The 15,469-nt window shown below is 66.0% G+C and carries 14 protein-coding genes and 1 pseudogene; 2 read left to right on the forward strand and 13 right to left on the reverse strand.

Features of this window, described 5'->3' with window-relative positions; all coding sequences use genetic code 11:
• Positions 1 to 146: 146 nt before the first annotated feature.
• Positions 147 to 2,957: an EAL domain-containing protein gene (locus tag ACYCUK_RS12800; protein WP_461595131.1), complete on the reverse strand. Its 2,811-nt coding sequence runs from the start codon at positions 2,955 to 2,957 to the stop codon at positions 147 to 149.
• Positions 2,958 to 3,257: 300 nt separating this feature from the next.
• Between ACYCUK_RS12800 and ACYCUK_RS12805 the strand changes: the two genes are divergently transcribed.
• A complete protein-coding gene (locus ACYCUK_RS12805) occupies positions 3,258 to 3,560 on the forward strand; it encodes a hypothetical protein (protein WP_461595132.1) in 303 nt (100 codons plus the stop codon).
• 17 nt (positions 3,561 to 3,577) lie between these two features.
• The gene (locus ACYCUK_RS12810) at positions 3,578 to 4,069 is read left to right on the forward strand and encodes a hypothetical protein (RefSeq protein ID WP_461595133.1); all 492 of its coding nucleotides are present in this window, start codon (positions 3,578 to 3,580) and stop codon (positions 4,067 to 4,069) included.
• 137 nt (positions 4,070 to 4,206) lie between these two features.
• On the opposite strand, the gene ACYCUK_RS12815 is transcribed toward ACYCUK_RS12810, so the two are convergent.
• The 12 genes and pseudogenes from ACYCUK_RS12815 to def form a co-directional block, all read right to left on the reverse strand.
• Positions 4,207 to 4,896, reverse strand: coding sequence for a hypothetical protein (locus tag ACYCUK_RS12815; protein WP_461595134.1), 690 nt, complete (start codon positions 4,894 to 4,896; stop codon positions 4,207 to 4,209).
• Between the two features lie 84 nt (positions 4,897 to 4,980).
• Positions 4,981 to 5,685, reverse strand: a complete 705-nt coding sequence (locus tag ACYCUK_RS12820; RefSeq protein ID WP_461595135.1) for a PspA/IM30 family protein — start codon at positions 5,683 to 5,685, stop codon at positions 4,981 to 4,983.
• A 30-nt stretch (positions 5,686 to 5,715) separates the two neighbouring features.
• On the reverse strand, positions 5,716 to 6,561 hold the full coding sequence (locus ACYCUK_RS12825) for a heavy metal-binding domain-containing protein (RefSeq protein WP_461595136.1): 846 nt from the start codon (positions 6,559 to 6,561) through the stop codon (positions 5,716 to 5,718).
• A gap of 44 nt (positions 6,562 to 6,605) precedes the next feature.
• Positions 6,606 to 7,628 (reverse strand): hypothetical protein, encoded by a 1,023-nt coding sequence (locus tag ACYCUK_RS12830; RefSeq protein WP_461595137.1) that lies wholly within the window; start codon positions 7,626 to 7,628, stop codon positions 6,606 to 6,608.
• A gap of 24 nt (positions 7,629 to 7,652) precedes the next feature.
• The gene (locus ACYCUK_RS12835; protein WP_461595138.1) at positions 7,653 to 8,072 is read right to left on the reverse strand and encodes a hypothetical protein; all 420 of its coding nucleotides are present in this window, start codon (positions 8,070 to 8,072) and stop codon (positions 7,653 to 7,655) included.
• A gap of 69 nt (positions 8,073 to 8,141) precedes the next feature.
• Positions 8,142 to 10,997: an AMP-binding protein gene (locus ACYCUK_RS12840; protein WP_461595139.1), complete on the reverse strand. Its 2,856-nt coding sequence runs from the start codon at positions 10,995 to 10,997 to the stop codon at positions 8,142 to 8,144.
• A gap of 512 nt (positions 10,998 to 11,509) precedes the next feature.
• Positions 11,510 to 11,770: pseudogene (locus ACYCUK_RS12845) on the reverse strand (serine endopeptidase); the annotation flags it as partial.
• Positions 11,771 to 11,774: 4 nt separating this feature from the next.
• A complete protein-coding gene (locus ACYCUK_RS12850; protein ID WP_461595140.1) occupies positions 11,775 to 12,545 on the reverse strand; it encodes a substrate-binding domain-containing protein in 771 nt (256 codons plus the stop codon).
• A gap of 144 nt (positions 12,546 to 12,689) precedes the next feature.
• A complete protein-coding gene (locus tag ACYCUK_RS12855) occupies positions 12,690 to 13,520 on the reverse strand; it encodes an anti-sigma factor family protein (protein ID WP_461595141.1) in 831 nt (276 codons plus the stop codon).
• Positions 13,517 to 14,062: a sigma-70 family RNA polymerase sigma factor gene (locus ACYCUK_RS12860; RefSeq protein ID WP_461595142.1), complete on the reverse strand. Its 546-nt coding sequence runs from the start codon at positions 14,060 to 14,062 to the stop codon at positions 13,517 to 13,519. The genes ACYCUK_RS12855 and ACYCUK_RS12860 overlap by 4 nt, the downstream gene beginning before the upstream one ends.
• 184 nt (positions 14,063 to 14,246) lie before the next feature.
• Positions 14,247 to 14,711 carry a nuclear transport factor 2 family protein gene (locus ACYCUK_RS12865; RefSeq protein ID WP_461595143.1) on the reverse strand — a complete coding sequence of 155 codons (465 nt, stop codon included), beginning with the start codon at positions 14,709 to 14,711 and terminating at the stop codon, positions 14,247 to 14,249.
• A gap of 87 nt (positions 14,712 to 14,798) precedes the next feature.
• Positions 14,799 to 15,329, reverse strand: coding sequence for a peptide deformylase (def, locus tag ACYCUK_RS12870; protein ID WP_461595144.1), 531 nt, complete (start codon positions 15,327 to 15,329; stop codon positions 14,799 to 14,801).
• Between the last annotated feature and the right edge of the window lie 140 nt (positions 15,330 to 15,469).

Below are 15,469 nucleotides of genomic sequence, written 5' to 3' on the forward strand. Positions count from 1 at the left end.
TCTCCGTAGGATAGGAATGCCGGGTTGCACCCGGCGTCCGTCCGTATCCCTGTGTTTCTGTCGTTGTTATGTGCCGCCGGGTTTTCAATCCTAGTCCACCTCAAAGTCACTGAACACGCACGGTGGAGGCCAGGCCCAGGTCGGATTTATTGCGGTGAAAGACCACCGGCGATCGATGGCTCGCCGCGCACAATCCTTTCCACCTCGTCGACCAATGCGTCGTTGATTACCTGGGCTTGGCGCACCAAGCTCAAGGCTTCAGCGTGATCGCCGGCATCGGCTGCGACCTTCGCGCGTCGCGCCAGGGCGTGGATTTGCGCGTGGCGGCGGTGGAAATCGGCATAGCGGGGGTCGTTGCCATAGAAGAACTGTCCGGCACCATGCAACCACTGCCCGAGGTGACAAAAGCGTTCGGCATCGGCCTCCATCACCCGCTGCGGGAACGGTATGCTGCCCTCGGCCGCGGCATAAAGCCGGGTGAAGCGCTGCCGCTGAATTTCGGGCAGATTGGGCGAGGCATGCACCGAAAGCCGGGGCAATATCGGCGGCCTCCACGCCTGGATCCACGCGGGCAGTTCCTCCGCGGGCATGGGCCGGGCAATGCCGTACCCTTGTGCGTAGGAGCAACCCAGCGAGGCCAACAGGTTCAAGGTGTCGAGATCTTCCACACCTTCGGCCACGGTGAACAGCCCCATCAAGGTGGTTATGTGCAGCAAGCCGGCGACGATGGCGTAGTCGCGCGGATCGTCGATCATGTCGCGCACGAACGCCTGGTCGATCTTGATGGCGTGCGTCGGCAAGCGCTGCAGGTAGCGTAGTGTGGTTTCGCCTTGGCCGAAGTCGTCGAGCGCAACACGCACGCCGGCGGCGACGCTCGCCCGCATCACCTCCGCCGCCAGGTCCAGGTCGCGCAGCGCGCCCGATTCGGTGAGTTCGATCTCGATCTGTCCCGGCCGCACCCCGGGGTGCCCGGCGAGCGCTTCGCGCAGATCATCCAGCCAGGCGGAGTCGAGGAAGTGCAGTGTGCTGATGTTCACCATCACGCGCAACTCCAGCCCCTGCGCGTTCCAGAATTGGGCCTGGCCCAGCGCCTGCTGCAACACCCAGCGCCCCACCGGCCGGGCGAGATGCGGCGCGTCCAGCGCACTGATAAAGGATTGTGCCGCCAGCACGCCTTGCTCCGGGTGGCGGATACGCAGCAGCGCCTCCACGCCGATCACTCGGCCAACTTCGCGACCGCTGATGCCCACCACAGGCTGGTAGTGCAGGCACAGCCAATGCTCGGTCAGCGCCTGGCGCAGCAGGTCGAAGGCGCTTTGCTGGGCGTGGGCTGCCTCTTCCATCCGGGGCGCGAAGCGCTGCACCAGATTCTTGCCGCCCAGCTTGGCGGCATACATGGCCTGATCGGCGTGGCGCAACAGGGCTTCGGGCTCGGTGCCATCCTCCGGGTAAAGCGCCAGGCCCAGGCTGGCGGTCACCTGCACGGCGTCTTGCGGGTTGAGTTCCACCCGCGTGCGGGCACAGTCCACCAGGCGCTGGCAAGCCTGCATGGCGTCGCATCCCTGGGTGAGGCCCTGCAGCAGGATCGCGAACTCGTCGCCACCCAGACGCACGATCACATCGCCTTCACGCAACGCCTGCTGCAGCCTGCGTGACAAGACTTTGAGGAACTTGTCTCCCTCGGTGTGTCCGCGGGTGTCATTGACGCGTTTGAAGTCGTCCAGATCCAGAATGGCGACGGCGAAGCGCAGCGCCTCTTCCCTTGCCCCGGCGTCGCACAGCCTGCCCAGTTGGGCCATCAGGTACCGGCGGTTGGGCAGGGCGGTGAGATAGTCCTTGTCGGCAAGTTGACGCAACTGCCCGTTGTACGAAAGCAGCGCCTCATGGCGGGCGTTGATGGCTTGGGCCTCCGTGCGCATGCGCTGCTGCAACAGCACATAGGCCAGGGTCAGCGTGGCCAGGATCAACAGGGCAGCGGCCGCCGTGGGGGCCAACGTCCGCCAGTAATCCGACCACAACACGGAGGCCGGCAGTGACACCGAGACCGCCAGATCCGGGGCACCTGGCCCCAGACGCGCCCAGTAGCCCCGGCGCTCCTGGTTGATGGAGTGCACCACCCCATGAAAGGCTGTTCCCGACAAGCCCTCGTTCGCCTGCAGCGAACGCACCAGGATGCCGGTTTGCGGACGGGTGTAATAGGCGGTGAACTGCGCCGCAGGAACGTCAGGCCAGCGCGCCAGCACATAGCCATCCTGCCGCACCAGGATGAAAGCCTCGGACTGACGCAGGCGGTTTGAACCCATTTGCCGGGACATCAAACCGCCCCAGAATCGGTTGAAGGCCTCGCGGTCGATTCCGACACCGATCCAGAACGCGGGTGTCTGGCCCTTGGCCGGATAGAAATGGACTTGCGGCAAAACCCACATGCCCAAGGCCGGCACACGCACCAGCGGCCCCACCACCGGACGGCCCAGGCTGCGCGCCTGCAACAGGCCGGCCCAGATTTGCGGAGTGTTGCGCAACTCGAATGCCGGGCCCAGCGCCGCCGTGGCGCCAAGGATCACGCCCTGCGCATCGACCACGCGCAGGATGGCCGTGCCCGCCATGCCGGTCCTCGCCTGCATGAGCCGGTGCTCGAGTTTCGCCGGGTTGGCCAACAACCGCGGATTGCGCCGCAAACTCGCTGCCAGAGCGTCCGCCAGCACCGTGTATTGGCCCAGCCGGCCCTGCGTGGCACTGGCCAGAAGTTGGGCATTGGAAGCCAGCCGGGTGTTCAGGCTGCGCTGCTGCGCCTGCCAGTGCAGTATGGCGTAAACGCCGAACAACACCAGAGTCAGCATCATGCAGATTGCATAACCCAGGGCGAACAAGCTGCGCACACGCAGCAAGTCGGTTCGCTCGGTTTGAGAGCCGTCGGGATCGATGGCTTGGGCCAGGACGGGCGGAAGGGTTTCCAAGTTGGGGGCTGATTCGGTTCGTGGCTGTCTTGTGTCCGAATATGGCGGGACGTGCAATGTCCCGTGCGGCCTGGTGCGGCCTGGTGCGGCAGTCTAGGTGCGCCACAAGGTCCACGACAGAGTGCAAACGCCACTGAGGCGCCATTCGTGAAAAATATCACGCATTCCCCGAAAAATTCACAGTGCTGGGGAAAATACCTCTCCTTTATATTCGGCAGACACAGAACAATCCTGACAACTTGATGACGAATCAAGCCCTAATGATTGATATTTCGCAATTTTTCAACCTGGGAGCGTGTCATGAATGTTCAGATCGATACCCCGTTTCTCATCGATGCTTTGGGCATCGCCATCATGATCTATGGCTTCGCCGAAATCGTGATGCTGCGCAGCAAAGTGCCGGGCGGCATGGTGGGCAAGACCTGGAGGACGCTCACGATGCTGGTCGGCCTGTTCGCACTCGGTTATCTGGCGACGCCATTCTTCGGGAGCCTGCCTGCCAACGCCATTCGCATGTTCGTCGCCATCATCTTTTTGTTCGGCGCAATCTACGTTGCCATCACGGTGCGGTTGCTGTTTCGCATCATCGAGGAACTGGCCTGAGCCTGGGAGATCCCGCCATGAGACACCCTGTGCAGCCGCATTGGATTCTGGAGAAGACACCGAAAGGCCGTGATGAGGTGGTGTCTCGTGCCCATCATCTACCCCCTCCCATTCGCAGCCTGCTGATCTTGGCCGATGGCCAGCGGACAGCCCGCGACCTTTTGTCGGCCAGCACGGATCCGTTGCGCAGCCAAGCCAGCTTGTCGATGCTGTTGGACGAGGGTTTTCTCCAGGCCGTGGCCCAGCCCGCAGAGCCGCCCTTGGAATGGGCCGACATCCAGGAATCGGACCGCAAGCCGCTACTCATGGCACTGGTTCGGCAGATGTTCGGCGCTCAGGCCAAACTGCTGCAGAAATTCGAGCTTGCTCAGGACGATCCAGCGTCCCTGAAAGCCGCGATCGATGCGTCCTGCAAGTTCGTCCGCCTTTTCATCGATGGTCCGCAGGCTGATGTCTTCCAGCGACGCGCCTACGCCTTGCTGGACGAGCATCGAACCAGGGTGAACTGAGCATGGCGATTTCTTGTTGTCGGGAGGTCGCCCCGACCACGGTAGCGAGTCATGTGCCGCCCCCGGAGCATGCCCAAGCCCACGAAGCGTGCGCGCTCCAGAAGCCGACATTGCCCACGCCGCAGGTCTTTGCAGATTTACAAGAACGCGAGGCCTTGCTGCAAGTCCTGGTGAAGTTCTCGACGCACCTGGAGCAGACCAACGATCCTTGCGCCGTCTTGCAGCGGCTTTGCCATGATCTCGTCGGCGCCTGTCCGCCTATTCGCCTGGCTTGGATCTGGCTTGGCGAGCAAGACGTCACCAGCATCGAGCCCCAGATCATGGCCGGCCCAGCGCGGGCCTATGCGCAGGCGCTGCGGATTCATCGCGGCATCCCGACGGTCCAGGAACCCGTTTTTCAGGCCTTGCTGCACCAGACGACGAACTGGATCCAGGCGTCTGCCGACCCGCTCTCTGCGCCGACGGCCTGGCATGAGGCGGCTGCCCGATTCGGGTTTCGGCAGGCCATGGCGCTGCCCCTGCATCTGCGGCAATCCGGCCAATATGGCGTGGTGGTGTTTTATGCCGACGCGGACGATTATTTCGAGCGCATCGGCCTGGCGCCGTTTCAGGCTTTTGTGCAACTCAGTGAAGTCGCGCTGCGCCAATCGCATCTGCACGCGCAGCTCGAACGCCATGCAGCCACCGACCCCCTGACAAGTCTGCTCAACCGTCGCGGCATGGAACAGTCCCTGACCGCTGCGTTTGCCCGCACGCAACGCACCGGATTTCCGCGCTGGCTTTGGCGGCTTGCTACTGCGCCGCAGTGCCTGGCGCAGCGTCAGCAAGCCGACCGCGACGATCACCAAGCCGGCGTAAACGGCGAGCAAGCCATCGACATGCACGCCGATCCAGTTCATGGCGGACGCCGCCTATTTCGGCGTCGCCATCTCGGCCTTGAGCCTCGCCAGGTCAGCATCGACGCCGGTGGTGCTGCGCAGCTTGTCGAGTTCCTTTTCGGTGCTGTCGCGCGCGTCCAGCGGGTCGCTCAGGATGCCGGCCTCGGTCATGCCTTCCATCGCCTCGGCCTTGGCTTGCATTTGGGCCGTTTTGTCCTGCGCGCGGCGCATGGCGTCGCCCGCATCGGCCAGGCCCGTGCCCAGGCCGGAGAGCGATTCCGACACGCCCACTTCGGCGGCAGCGGCGGTCATCTGGGTTTTCATCACCTCTTTCTGGGTACGGAATTGCTCGATGCGATCCTGCAATCGGGTCTCGTAAGCGGTGAGTTTTTCCGCCTGCGTCGCAATGCTGTCGTGCGCCTGTTGCAGCGCGTCGATTTTCTGCAGCGCGGACTGTTTTTCGGCCAGCGCGGCGCGGGCCAGATCTTCGCGCTGGGCCTGCAGCGCCATGCGGGCGTCGGCCTCGGCCTTGTCGCTGTCGCGCTTGGCCGCGGCCATCTGGTTTTCCAGCGAGATGCGCTCGGTGATCACGTCGGCCAGGTGGCGCTTGGTGTCCTGCAACGTGGTGATCATTTTTTCGTAAGACAGGTCCAGGGTCTGCGCCGGATCGTCGGCGCGGTTGAGGAAGGTGTTGACCCTGGCTTCCAGGATTTCGGCGGCGTGCTTGAACATGGACATGGTGATTTCTCCTGAGCGGTTGAACGGGCTTCAGTCGTTGACTGGAATGACGAGTTGGGGATTGAGCGCATCCACCATGGCGTCGGCCTTGTCCATCGCCTTCACCGCCGTGCCGATGGCGAAGAACTCGATGACATGCGGCTGCCAGTTGTGCGAGCCTTCGTGCAACTGCACCCCGGTGACGCCATCGGCCTGCGCCGCCGCAGCCTCGTGCTGCATGCGCTCCATCGCCAGTTCGCGGGCGTCGTACATGGCCTGGGTGAACTGCCCCAGCTCGACGTTGTTGCCGATATTGCCGAGCGAGCGCAGCGCGCCCTGGTGGGCGACGTGGTAGACGCAGGAGCCCATCACCATTTCCATCGGCCGGTAGCCGGACTTGAGCAGCATCCAGAAGTCCTGGCCCGACAGGTCGGAGGTGAAAGGTTTGCCGCCCACGCCCTTGAAACCGGGATCGCCGGTGCGGTGCGCAATGGCCGTGCCGATGGCCATGAACTCCAGAATGTCCTTGTCCCACTCCATGCGCTTGACCTCCAGCCGCAGGCCGACCACGCCGTCGGCCCGCAGCAGGATGGCCTCTTGCTCCATGCGGCTCATGGCCAGTTCGCGCGCCTGGTACATGGCCTGCGACAGCACGTCCATTTCCATGTTCGTCGACCATTGGCCGTACTGGATGCCGAGGTGGTAGACGCAGGAACCGACCACCAGGCCGAGCGGCTCGAAGCCGGCCTGGCGCACCATGACGAATTCATTCACCGACAGGTCGGAGGTGAAGATGCCTTCGTGGCTGCCTTGCGAGCGCAAGCCCTTGAGGCGCTCGACGGCATGCGGAGCGAGCTGCTCGGCGGCTTGTTCTACGGGTTCGGTCATATCGGTCATGATGGGTCGTCCTGGTGGAGTGAAGGCTGGGGTCGAGGCTGGATTCAAGGTTGCGTCGGCGGGGCTTCGAGTTGGCGGTCGGCCAGACTGAACGTCGGCGTCAGGCTGGCCTTGGGCGGGCGGTCGCGGTCGTAAGCCACGGCCGTGCCGATGGCGATGTGGCGGCAGAGATAGCGCGGCGGCTCCTCGTTGCCGCCCTCTTCGCGGAACAACTCGGAATACTGCGTGTGCGCCAGCACCGAGGCCTGCAGGCGCTGGCCGTCGCTGCGCAAATGCTCCAGCGCGCTGCGCCGCACATGCTGCTGAAAGGCCGAGAGGTCGGTGAGTTCCGCATTCATCCAGGGATTGCCGACGCCAGCGTTGCCATAACCGCCGCCATAGCCAAGCCCGGGCCTGAAGCCCTGCTGGCCATAAGGGGCAAAGCTTGCATAGGACTGCGCCCCGGCGATGTACCAATCGAAGTGGGCGCCGATGGCGATGCCCACCGGCACCGCGCCATCGTCCAGCAGGCGCACGAAATGCAGCGCCGACACCGTGGCCAGCGCCGGCTCGATCGACGGCGGCAGGCCGCGGATGCGCACCGCGGTGCCGCTCAGGGCATAGTCCATGTCGGTCGGGTTCTGCCCGCGCTGCCCGTGGAGCTGCACGTCCACCACGGCATTCGCGCCCAGGAGTGTGGCTTCCAGGCGCAGGCGGTCGATGGCCTGGTGCCAGCCGTCGTACTGCCCGTCGGACCAGGAGTAGCCGAAGTGGTACCAGCAATTGCCCGTGACCGTGCCCACGGGCTCGATGCCGTGGCTGCGTTGCGCCAGCATCTCGGCCGGGGTCGCGGTGCTGATCCAGGGCAGCTCGCGCCGCGCCGTGGCGCCCAACCTAGCCTTGACGAAGGCGGGCAGGTCGGCATGCGGCAGGGCGTCGGCCCAGGCCTGTTGCCGCGCCACTTCGTCGGGCGTGAGGCCGCGCGGCGCAACCAGGCCGTGGGCGGTGGCGGTCAGCCCGTCCACCGCATGCCGCGCGTCCTGCGCCACGTCCTCGACGCGTTTCTTGAGTTGATCCCAGATCGACATGCGGCTCTCCTGTGGTGTGCGGGTTCAGTTCATCAAAAAATCGTGCAGCGACTGGCTGGCGCGCTGCAACTCGCCGGACTGCGAGAACAAGGCGGCAAGCAGGTTTTCCATCCATGCCGCCAGACTCAGCTCCTCGCGCTTGAGGATGACGCCGCCCACCACCCTGGCACGCTGCGTGCGCACGCCTGAGGGCTGTTTGTCGAGCAGGTAATGGAAGTCCTCGGTCCGCACCACGATGCTCTGCACATGGCTGGCCTTGGCGAACAGGCCGTCGCGCTTGCGCACGACATCCACCTGCCCCGGAAGGTCGCCCTCGAGGCGCGCGGCCAGGCCTTCGACGAAGGCCTGGATGTCGGCCGTGGAACGACGGATCCAGGCGGCTTGCAGATCGATCTTGCTGGCGTCGTTCGCCCCGGGGTCATTGGGATTTGCGGTGTCGGTCATGGACTGGTGCAGTGGTTGAGCTTGCGGGGAACGGGGATTCGTTTGGTGAGGCAGCAGCGGCGGGAGCCATCACGGGGTTGCGCCGACGGCAGCGCCCTCCCCCTTCTCGCCCAGGCGCTGCGACATCGCCGCACGCGCCGCGTCGCGCAGCGCCACGGCGGCGGCGAAGGGTTCGACCGGCGCTTGGGCGGCGCGGATCGGCGCGTCGAAGTCGAGCTGGACGGGGTGGTGATGCGGCAGGCGCTCGCCATCGCCTAATACCTTGCGGGTACCCTGCAGGGTGGCGGGAACCACGGCGATGCACGCCTGCACCGCGGTCTCAAAGGGACCGAGGTGAAAGCCCAGCAGACCCGGCTCGGGCCGGAACGTACCTTCCGGAAACACGCAGAGCGACACGCCCCGCGTTGCCAGCTCGGTCAGGTGGTGGGCATCGGCCACGCTGCGTTGCGCGTCGAAGCGCTCGACGAACACCGTGCCGAGCCTCTGCAGAAAAATGCGCACCGCCGGATTGCGCAGCAGTTCGCGCTTGGCGACGAAGCGGTGCGGCGCCGGCAGCGCCGCCAGCAGCATCAGCGCGTCGAGGTCGCTGGCATGGTTGGCGACGACGATATGCGCTTGCAGCGGCACGGCCTCCAGCCCGCGCACGCGCAGCTTCAGCCCGATGCCGCGCAGCAGCAGGTGCGCCGCAACCCGCGCCCGCGCCCAGGCGCGCGCCGGGTCCGGCGCCAGCGCCACGGCCAGCCAGGCTGGTGGCGCCACCAGCGCGAACACCAGCCAGAACCAGGCGGCGTAAGCCATGTGGCCGGCCTGCGCGGTGGCTTGGCGGCCGCGCAGCGCCGCGGCGTTCCAGCCCAGGCTGGCGAACTGCCGCCACACCGGGCGCGAATGGGCGCCGATGTCGCCACGCTCGAACACCTCGCGCGTGGCGGCGCGGCGCAGCTTGCCGCTGGAGGTTTTGCGCACCGTATGCGGCGGCGCCAGCACCACGGTGTCGGCCGGTTCGCCGAGCACGTCGACGACGCGCTGCTGCACCGCTTCGCGCAGCCGCGCGCGCGCCTGCGGGCCGCTTTCGCGGGTTTCGGCCAGCAGCACCAGGCGCTCGGTGCCGCTGATGGGGTCGGCGCTGCCGAAGGCCACCACGCAGCCCTTGCGCACGCCCGGCAGCTCGCCCACAGCCTGCTCGATCTCGTGGGGGTAGAGGTTGCGACCGCCGCGGATGATGATGTCTTTCACCCGCCCGGTGATGTAGATCTCGCCCTCGGCGCGGTAAGCGCGGTCGCCGCTGTCGAGCCAGCCGTCGTGCATCAGCTTGCGGGTCTCGTCAGGCCTGCGGTAGTAGCCGGCCGTGGCCGACGGACCCTGGAATTCCAGCCGGCCTTCGACACGATCGGGCACCTCGACGCCAGCGGCGTCCACCAGGCGCACGCGGTGCCCGGGGAGCGGATGGCCGCAGGCAACGAAGCGCAATGCATGCGGGTCGTGGTAGACGGCGGGCTGGGCGCGGTGCTCGCGCTCGAACACGGCGCGGTCGATGAAGTCCACCAGCGGCATGTGCTCTGGCTTTGAGATCAGCAGCGCCACGGTGGACTCGGCCAGACCGTACACCGGGGTCATGGCCTGCGGCCGCAGGCCATACGCGGCGAAGCGCTCGGCGAAGCGGGTGACGGTTTCCGGGCTCACGGGCTCGGCGCCGTTGGCGGCGACGCGCAGGCTGCTGAGATCGAGCCCGTCGATGTCCTGCGCGCGCACATGGCGCAGGCACAGTTCGTATGCGAAATTGGGTGCCGCGGTGTGGGTGCCGTGGTGGCGGTGGATGGCCCACAGCCAGTCCTGCGGGCGCAGCAAAAACGCCAGCGGCGACATCACCACCAGACGGTTGCCGGTGTACAGGCTGCACAGCCAGGCGCCGATCAAACCCATGTCGTGGTACAGCGGCAGCCAGCTGACGAACACGTCGTCGGCGGTGAGTTGCAGCACTTCGCCGATGGCGCGGATATTCGCCAGCAGATTGGCATGGGTGAGCGCCACGCCCTTCGGGTCGCCGGTGCTGCCGGAGGTGTACTGGATGAAGGCGATGTCACCCGCCAGCACCGGCACCGGCTGCCACGCCGGAAGGCTTTGCGTCGCGTGCTGCGGCGTGATGACCTGGCGCAGGCCGGGCACCAGGGCTTCGAGCAAATGCGCCACGGGCATCGCCTCGGCCACCGTGATCAGCACCTGGGCGCGGGCATTGGCCAGGATGCGGGCATGGCGCCGGACATGGTCTTCGATTTGCGACAAGCGCGTGGGCGGATAAATCGGCACCGGCACCGCTCCGGCCAGCAGGATGCCGAAGTAGCTGAAAAAGTAATCGGCGCAGGTCGGCAGCATGATGGCCACGGTCTGCTGCGGCGTCACCCCCAGCTGCTGCAGCCGCGCCGCCACCGTGCGGGCACCGCGCAGCAGCTCGGCATAGGTGAACGGGGTTTCACCCGTGTCGGACAGCAGCACCAGTTGGATGCGGTCGGGGTGGCGCTGGACATGCCAGTCCAGCATCTCGAGCAGTGTCGTGGCGTGGACCGGGCGGTCGGCGGGGTCTTGCATTGCCTCTTGCGTTGCCGAATGGGCACGGGCCAGGGGCGCAGCCTGGTTGGGGGCTGACTGCAGGGCGGCCAGCAAATCACGCGGGGTTTGCGCCTGGGCGAGCAGCGCCTCGGGCAGGCGTCGGCCGAACGCACGCTCGATGCGCATCAGCAACTCCACCCGCGCCAGGCTGTCGAGGCCCAGGTCGCGGTCGAGCACCGTGTCGAGGTCCACCGCCACCGGTTTGACCGACTGCCGGTTCAATTCCAGATAGGTTTCGCGCACCAGGCCCAGCAGTCTGGCTGGCATGTCCCCGCCACCGGCGGTCGACAAGACCTCGGCGGACGTCAGCGTGTGGTTCATGGCCATCTCCCCTCGAGTCGCTCCGGCACAGGCTTGCAGAAGCCCACACCTGCCGGGCGCAAGGCTGGCAGGCCTATGTGTAAGATCAAAATCCGCGAATAAAGTGCAAGACCTTAAGCCTGGCGCAAGAATGCGGCGTTCATGGCGGGAAACTGTCGGCTATGGTGCAAGAGCGCGTCAGTTCAACACGCGCATGATCAGCATGACACCCGCCACGACTGGCGGCAGCCACGCCCCATGCCGAAAACGCCCATCCAACGCGCCAGAACATCCATCACGATCAAGCACAGCAGAGCCAGGACCAGCAGCGCCGTCCGACCCAGAAGAGAAGGTTGTTGCGGGATGCCTGCATCGTGTCACTATCCTTCAGAGTGAGAGCGGGTGAACCGCCGCCTGCCCGGGCGCGCCATAGGCAGGTGCTACAGCGGGGTGCCGTCACCTCGCTTGTCAGAGCCCGCTTGGCGACTGGAAGTTCAACCTGCTGAGGCCTTGGCCCCGCAGGCGCGGCAGGCGTCGTAACCCAGTTCCTCGCGACGCTGCGCCTCGGGCAAGGCCTCGGTCAGCTTCTGCCGCTCCAGCTCCAGATAACGGTCCGGTGCAAGGATGGCCCAGCGCCCCACCAGCATGGTGATGACGATACCGACGATGTAGCGCACATAGCCGCCATAGCTCGGCAGGTAGGACACGAACTCGACGAAAAACGCAAACAACGCGAAGATGATGAAACCCCACACGAAGGGCCACCAAGTGCTTTTGCGCCGTCGTGCGAACAGCCGCTCAGGCGCCCTGCGTCATCCAGCCCCAGCGCTTGAAAATAGCCGCGCCCTGCTTGCTCTGCAGGAAGGCGATGAACTGTTGCGCCGCCGGCTGCTGCTTGCCGCGCGTGGTTGGGGCGATGCCGCAGTCGCGGTAGATGCGGTAGGGTTGCTCCACCGACACCTGCTCGGCAAGCTGGGGGTTGGACACCTGCCAGATGTTCCAGATCAGCCAGGCGTCGATGTCGGGATGATCGATCCAGGTCTGCTTGGCCAGCGCGCTGTTGCCGGGAAAGGCGACGATGTTCTTGCGCAGCGCTCGCACGGTGCGGATGTCGCCGAGGCCTCCCGCGGCGTCTTCCCACACGCCGTTCTGCCCGGCACCGTTGACCACCAGCACCTTGACGCCGGGCTTGAGCAGGCTCTTGAAGCCGCGGATGTGCTTGGGGTTGCCCGGGCGCACCAGGATGGCCAGTGGACGTAGATAGAGCGGCTCGACATCGTTGCTGTCGATCTGGCCGTTCATGGCGGTGACGAAGTCGCTCATCATGGTTTCCGAGCCGGAGAAGATCAGGTCGGCATCGTTGCGCGCGGCGTCGATCCACTTGGGCGTGGGGCCGGCGGTCACGTCTATCTTCACCCCGCTTGTCTTCTCAAAAACCGTCGCGGCTTCATGCATGGCCGGAGCCGGGCCGCCAGGACCATAGACCTTGAGGATGGCGGACGTTTGCGCGACTGCCGCCTGCCAGGAGCCGGCCACAAGCAGGCCGGCACCAGCGAGTCCTGCTTGCAAAATGTGGCGTCGTGCGTGGTCAGGCGTTTGAACGGCTGGGATCGCTGAAGCGTGATGCAGGGGTTGTTTCGTCGTCATGGTGGGTTCGTTCTGGCAAGAGGTTTGGAGAAAACTTCCCCATCGGAGCGGAAGGCGGAATGGACTTCAGGACATCGGCCGCGCGGGGCGCGCGGCATCGGGCTGCATATCGGGTGCTCGTGGTGCATAACGCTGGTACAGCACCTTGGCGGCCTGCAACATCTGCGCCCGCGGCAACTCGCCGGTGAGGGCGTAGCCCCAGTCGCGGTCCACCCAGTAGAAGGTGGAGGTGCCGTCGTGGTCGACGATGCGAAAGCCGGTTTCGGCCGTGGGCTTGGCCATGGCGCGCAGGAAAACGGTGATGCGCTTGCCCTGCGCGTCCTGGTACATGAGCTGGGCTGCGGGTTTGTCGGGCATGCCCGGAAGCAGGCGCCCGCCCATCAGCACCAGGCCGCCGGGCAAGGCGTCGGGCGCGACGATGGCGCGATTGAGCCGGCGCGACAGCCAGGTGGTGAGGTCGCTGCCGTTGCGCACTTCCACCGGGCGGCGCGGGTCGGGAGTGTAGACGGCGTAGGCGAGTTCGGCCTGTCGCACGAAGTGCATGGTGCCTTCGTCCTGCGCCTGCGCCACCACGGCTTGCGGCTGCGGCATGAAGCTGCGCGTGGCCAGGCTGCCGGCCAGCGCGCCCACGCCCAGCCACAGCGCCACCGATGCCGCCTGCGCCCAATGCCGCGCCGGCGGCGCCGGGCGCAGCAGCAGACGCGCGGGCACGGGGTCGTCCAGCAGCGGATCGAGCGCGTCGCGCAAGGCTTGGCGCTGCGCCTGCAGCGCGGCGACCTCGGCAGCGAGCGCGGGGTCTTGCGCGCACCACTGCTCGATTTCGGCGCGGTGGGGGGATGCGAGCTGGCCATCGACATAGGCCATGAGGGTGTCGCGGTCGGGGCGCGGTGCGCTCATCCCAAACTCCTTTGACCTTCGATCACGCGCAGCGGTGGCCGCGCGGCGGATGCCTCGCCGTCGGTGAGCGCGCGCAACTGGCTGCGCGCACGCGACAGGCGCGACATGACGGTGCCGATCGGGACGCCCAGGGCGCGCGCGGCGTCGGCATAGCTCAAGTCTTCCACCGCGACCAGCAGCAGCACCTCACGCAGCGGCACCGACAGGTGTTGCAAGGCGGCAATCATGTCCAGCGCCTGCAGGTGAAGTTCCTGGGTGGCGGCCTGGGCGGGATGCAGGGCCTCGGGCAGATCGTCCAGCGCCTCGGGCGCGCCGACGCCGCCGCGCACCGCGCATTGGTCGATGAACAGGTTGTGCATGATGGAAAACAGCCAGGGCCGCACACTGCCCACCCCGCGCCACAACAGCCACTTGCTGAAGGCACGCTCCAGCGTGTCCTGCACCAGGTCGTCCGCATCGGCCATGCGGCCGCCATGCAGCACCCTGGCGTAGCGCCGCAGGTGCGGAATCTGCTCGGTCAGCAGGCGGTGGCGGTCAAGCATCGGTCATGGGACAAGAAAAAAGCAAAGTATGAGCACCCTACGTTGGACTGCTGCGAGGGTGCCACCCCCTGGGGTCAGCACGCCTCGGAGCAATCTCTGTGTTCTCTCAAGAAAACGAAGGGCCGCTCCCGAGTTCTCTTGACCCCCTCGGGGGGGGAGCCCGCTGGCGGACTGCTGGGGGCGCTCAATACCCAGCAGGCTTGGCGGCAAGTTTGGGGTCGATTTGCCAGATTTCATCGACCAGCTTGCCATCGCGGTAAGTGAGCACATAGCGTACCGGCACCGTGGCCTTGCCCTTGAACACCACGTCGGCGGTCACCGTGGCGCCCTTGGGATTGGCGGCTTCCTGCAGATGGTCGATATCGGCCTTCAGCGGGCCGTTGGCCTTGGCGAACTTGGTCCAGGCTTCCTTGATGCCGTCCATCGACGCATAGCGCCCGTCGAGCGGGCCGCCCACCCATTCGAGCAGCGCATTCGGGCCGTAGCCGGCGGTGATGGCGTCGACATTGCCGGCGGCAATCGCCTCGATACGGGCTTTGGCGGCCTCGGCCGGGGTTTCGGCCCAGGCCGTGCTGGCGGCGAAAACCGCGGCGAGCGCCAAGGCGGCAGCGGCAAGGCGTGGGGTGTGGCGGGCTTGCAGGATGGTCATCGGTCACTCCATGAGGGTTGGGAATACCTGCATGGACGGCAGGGGCGCAGGTTTATTCCAGGCCCCTACAAAAAAACGCCCAGGCCCTCAATCCGCCGGCAAGTTCGGCACGTCCAGCGCATCGAGAAAACCGAAACGGGTGAAGTCGAGCATGCGCATGGGGTAGAGCTTGCCGATGAGGTGGTCGCACTCATGCTGCACCACGCGCGCATGAAAACCATGCACCGTACGGTCGATGGGCTGGCCGTGCTGATCGAAGCCGGTGTAGCGGATGCTGGCATGGCGCGGCACCACGCCGCGCAGCCCCGGCACCGACAGGCAACCCTCCCAGGCCTCTTCCTGCGCATCCGACAACGGTGTGATCTGCGGATTGCACAGCACCGTGAACGGCACCTCGGGCGCGTCCGGGTAGCGCGCGTTGTGGGTGAAGCCGAAGATCGCCACCGCCAGATCGACCCCGATCTGCGGCGCAGCAAGCCCGGCACCGTCGGCCGTCTTCATGGTGTCGATCAAGTCCACGACCAGCGCGTGCAACTCCGGCGTGTCGAACGCCTGCACGGGTGGCGCCACACGCAGCAGGCGGGCATCGCCCATCTTCAGAATGTCTCGAACAGCCATGGCAAACCTCCTCGATCGGTCCTTGAGGCTACGTTTTCCGGGGGCAAGGCTTCTGGCCCCGAAGCTTGAAAAGCACTCGCTAGGCGGGCAGTTGCGAGAGCGCGGCCATCAGGTCGGCGAAGCGCTCGCCCTGGACCATG

The organism is Thiomonas sp. (assembly GCF_054608695.1).

What these genes read in the sequence shown, in the direction of transcription:
- ACYCUK_RS12805 (WP_461595132.1), top strand. Translation starts at nt 3,258, where the DNA reads ATGAATGTTCAGATCGATACCCCGTTTCTCATCGATGCTTTGGGCATC.
- ACYCUK_RS12810 (WP_461595133.1), top strand. Translation starts at nt 3,578, where the DNA reads ATGAGACACCCTGTGCAGCCGCATTGGATTCTGGAGAAGACACCGAAA.
- ACYCUK_RS12820 (WP_461595135.1), bottom strand. Translation starts at nt 5,685, where the DNA reads ATGTCCATGTTCAAGCACGCCGCCGAAATCCTGGAAGCCAGGGTCAAC.
- ACYCUK_RS12825 (WP_461595136.1), bottom strand. Translation starts at nt 6,561, where the DNA reads ATGACCGATATGACCGAACCCGTAGAACAAGCCGCCGAGCAGCTCGCT.
- ACYCUK_RS12830 (WP_461595137.1), bottom strand. Translation starts at nt 7,628, where the DNA reads ATGTCGATCTGGGATCAACTCAAGAAACGCGTCGAGGACGTGGCGCAG.
- ACYCUK_RS12835 (WP_461595138.1), bottom strand. Translation starts at nt 8,072, where the DNA reads ATGACCGACACCGCAAATCCCAATGACCCCGGGGCGAACGACGCCAGC.
- ACYCUK_RS12840 (WP_461595139.1), bottom strand. Translation starts at nt 10,997, where the DNA reads ATGAACCACACGCTGACGTCCGCCGAGGTCTTGTCGACCGCCGGTGGC.
- ACYCUK_RS12855 (WP_461595141.1), bottom strand. Translation starts at nt 13,520, where the DNA reads ATGAGCGCACCGCGCCCCGACCGCGACACCCTCATGGCCTATGTCGAT.
- ACYCUK_RS12860 (WP_461595142.1), bottom strand. Translation starts at nt 14,062, where the DNA reads ATGCTTGACCGCCACCGCCTGCTGACCGAGCAGATTCCGCACCTGCGG.
- ACYCUK_RS12865 (WP_461595143.1), bottom strand. Translation starts at nt 14,711, where the DNA reads ATGACCATCCTGCAAGCCCGCCACACCCCACGCCTTGCCGCTGCCGCC.
- def (WP_461595144.1), bottom strand. Translation starts at nt 15,329, where the DNA reads ATGGCTGTTCGAGACATTCTGAAGATGGGCGATGCCCGCCTGCTGCGT.